Genomic DNA, 3500 nt, shown 5'->3' on the forward strand with positions numbered 1-3500 from the left:
CGAGTTAGTTTTGATCCCAAATTATTTTGCAAGGAATTAGAAAAAGCATTAAAAAATTTACTTCCTTACGAATTAGAACAATTGCGTGAATGGTTATTACAATTCACCAAAGAGAAACCTGAATTAAGACAATGTTTAATTTATATTAACTAACAAAAAGTCCCGATTTATCGGGATTTTTTATTTATTAGGTTTCGGACTTATAATTTCTACATCACTAAAGGCTATTGCTCCTCTAACAACTCCAGATATAACATCGCGTAATGCGTTAATGATGTGAATTTTTAATTCGTTTTTTGGATAAATTAAACTTACTTCTCTAGCAGGTTTTGGGTCTTTGAAGGCTCTTAATTTAGTTTTATTTTTATCATTTAGATCTAACGTGTGCAGGAAAGGCAGTAAGGTTGTTCCTAGTCCTTCATCGGCTAATTTTATTAACGTTTCAAAACTACCACTCTCTAATTGAAAATGACTATCTGCAATATATTTATTGTTTTTGCATAAATTTAAAATGCCATTTCTAAAACAATGTCCGTCTTGTAATAATAGAATAGTGTCAAGATCTAAATCGTCTATTGTAATTTCTTTTTTATTAAAACTAACATGATTTTCTGGCATGTATGCAACAAAAGGTTCAAAATAAAGTACAATTTCTTTCAAGTTTTCTTCTTCTAAAGGAGTTGCAGCAATAGCACAGTCTAGATGACCATTTTTTAATTTTTTGATAATTTCTTCGGTCGTTTGTTCCTCAATTATCAAATTTACCTTTGGATATTTCTTTATGAAATTATTCAAAAACATTGGAAGTAAAGTCGGCATTATAGTAGGAATAATCCCTATTTTGAATTCGCCACCAATATAGCCTTTTTGTTGATCTACAATATCTTTTATTCTACCGGCTTCATTAACAATATTTTTTGCCTGATTTACAATTTTATCACCTACTTCGGTTAGTAAAATGGGTTTTTTACTTCGGTCAAATATTAGTATATCTAATTCATCTTCAAGTTTTTGAATTTGCATACTTAAGGTAGGTTGTGTTACAAAACACTTTTCGGCGGCAAGTGTAAAGTTTTTGTATTCGGCAACAGCTAAAACATAATGTAATTGAGTAATCGTCATAGTATTGATAATTTTGATGCAAATATAAAAACTAATCAATTAAACTTATATGTTTTAGGTTTTATTATTTGACATATCTTAATCTATATTATTATCAAAAATTTAATATGTAGATTAAAATATTTTAATAAAATTTTATGATTAAAATTAATTCAAACTACTATTTTTGTACCATGAAATTTTTAGCAAGTATAATAGCACTAATTTTTATTACGTTTTTGTCAACTCCTACTTTAATAAGTTTGATTGACAAAGAGGTAGATACTTCATATTTCTATTCCCTGTGCGAAGAGGAAGAAAGTCAAGTTTGTTTTGACGAAATTAAATCTGTTCCGTTTATAGATTTTGAGTTTGAAAATCTTTCTAGTAATTTACCTAAATTTTTAATTGTTTCCTCTGAAACTAATTTAAGTTTTACCAATTTAGCACATCAAATTTTCTCACCACCACCAAATTTAGTATAATACAATAGTTTATTATCGCTTAATAAAGAGGCGAATTATTATTAATGTATTATATTTTATTTATGAGTAATCATTCTATTTTTTCCAATGTAAAAGGAGACCTTGCATCTGGATTAGTTGTTTTTTTAGTGGCTTTGCCATTGTGTTTAGGAATTGCATTAGCCTCAGGTGCACCCTTGTTTTCAGGAATTGTATCGGGTGTGATTGGCGGAATTGTTGTTGGTTTTTTGAGCAACTCTGCCTTGAGTGTAACAGGTCCTGCAGCGGGTTTAACCGCAATTGTTTTAACTGCAATTACCGATTTAGGCGGTTTTGATATTTTTCTAGTAGCATTAATTTTAGCAGGATTAATTCAAATTGGTCTAGGATTTTTAAAAGCAGGAAGTTTTTCAAATTATTTTCCAACAAGTGTGATTGAAGGAATGCTTGCCGCTATTGGAATCATCATTATTTTAAAACAAATTCCACATGCTTTTGGTCATGATGTTGACAATGAAGGCGATTTTTTCTTCATAGAAAAATCGGGACACAGTACTTTTGATACTTTGTTTGAATCCATTAATTTTATTCATGGCGGTTCACTGATTATTGCTCTTTTGTCATTAGCCATTTTAATTACTTGGCAAAAAGTTCCTGCTTTACAGAAAATCAAACTGGTTCCTGGCGCACTTGTTGTTGTAGTTTTGAGTATAATATTAAATGAGTTATTCATTTATTCTGATTCTGTTTTAGCAATTACAACAAAAAATCATTTGGTAAACTTACCTTCCTTTACCAAAATTAGTAATGGATTTGCATTGCCAAATTTTTCTGCATTAACTAATGAGAAAGTGTGGATTGTTGCTATAACCATTGCTGTAGTTGCTTCTATTGAAACCTTATTATGTATTGAAGCAACCGATAAATTAGACCCATATAAACGATTTACGGATACCAATCGCGAGTTAAAAGCACAAGGAATTGGAAACATTGTTAGTGGATTATTAGGCGGCTTACCTATGACATCAGTAGTAGTTCGTTCCTCTGCAAACATCAGTTCGGGCGCAAAAACAAAGTTATCTACTATTTTTCATGGTATTTTATTGATTGCATTTGCATTAACAATTCCGTTTATCTTAAACAAAATTCCGTTAGCCGCTTTGGCAGCTGTTTTGTTAATGGTAGGGTATAAATTAGCAAAACCTAGCGTTTTTATTCACTTATGGAAAAGTGGTTATTCTCAATTTATTCCTTTTGTAATCACAGTAATTGCTGTTGTAGGCATCGATTTATTAAAGGGAGTTGCAATTGGTTTAGCTGTGAGTATTATTTTTATCTTATACCAAAATTTAAAAATTGCGTATTCTTTTAAAAAAGAATCGTTTCATGATGGCGATGTAATAACAATTAAACTTGCTCAAGAAGTTTCATTTTTGAACAAAGCTGCCATTAAGAGTACTTTAGGAAGCATTCCAAATAATTCAAAATTAATTATTGATGCCTCAAACACAAAATATATCGATTTTGATGTAGTAGAATTGATAAAAGATTTTAAAAACGTCCAATCTCAAGATAAAGAAATAGATTTAACCTTAAAAGGTTTTAAAGACTATTATGATTTTGAAGAAACAGAATTTAAACACGTAAAAATTAAAGAGTCAAAATAATTTAAAAAAAATATAGGCATGAAAGCACATAATAAAGAAACACAAAATCAAATGACACCTCGCACTGCATTAGAATTTTTGAAAGAAGGAAACAGTCGTTTTGTTAATAATTTAAAAGCAAATAGAAATTTATTAGAACAAGCTAATGAAACTAGAGATGGTCAATGGCCATTTGCAACTATTTTGAGTTGTATTGATAGTAGAACTTCGGCAGAACTAATTTTTGATCAAGGTCTAGGCGATGTTTTTTCGGTAAGAATTGCTGGAA

General features: G+C 29.8%; 4 protein-coding genes. 3 read left to right on the forward strand and 1 reads right to left on the reverse strand.

What is annotated here, in order from left to right; all coding sequences use genetic code 11:
* Positions 1-180 precede the first annotated feature (180 nt).
* Positions 181-1122, reverse strand: coding sequence for a LysR substrate-binding domain-containing protein (locus ACIQZC_RS10060; RefSeq protein WP_396139091.1), 942 nt, complete (start codon positions 1120-1122; stop codon positions 181-183).
* Between the two features lie 173 nt (positions 1123-1295).
* Between ACIQZC_RS10060 and ACIQZC_RS10065 the strand changes: the two genes are divergently transcribed.
* From ACIQZC_RS10065 to ACIQZC_RS10075, 3 genes are all read left to right on the forward strand, one after another.
* Positions 1296-1586 carry a hypothetical protein gene (locus ACIQZC_RS10065; protein WP_396139092.1) on the forward strand — a complete coding sequence of 97 codons (291 nt, stop codon included), beginning with the start codon at positions 1296-1298 and terminating at the stop codon, positions 1584-1586.
* Between the two features lie 62 nt (positions 1587-1648).
* Entirely contained in the window at positions 1649-3232 is a 1584-nt protein-coding gene (locus tag ACIQZC_RS10070) for a SulP family inorganic anion transporter (protein WP_396139093.1), read from the forward strand.
* 18 nt (positions 3233-3250) lie between these two features.
* Positions 3251-3500: carbonic anhydrase (locus ACIQZC_RS10075; protein ID WP_396139094.1), on the forward strand; the 250-nt coding region annotated here is incomplete at its 3' end.

It is taken from the genome of Flavobacterium sp. (genome assembly GCF_044338735.1).
In the GTDB taxonomy this organism is placed as follows: Bacteria; Bacteroidota; Bacteroidia; order Flavobacteriales; family Flavobacteriaceae; genus Flavobacterium.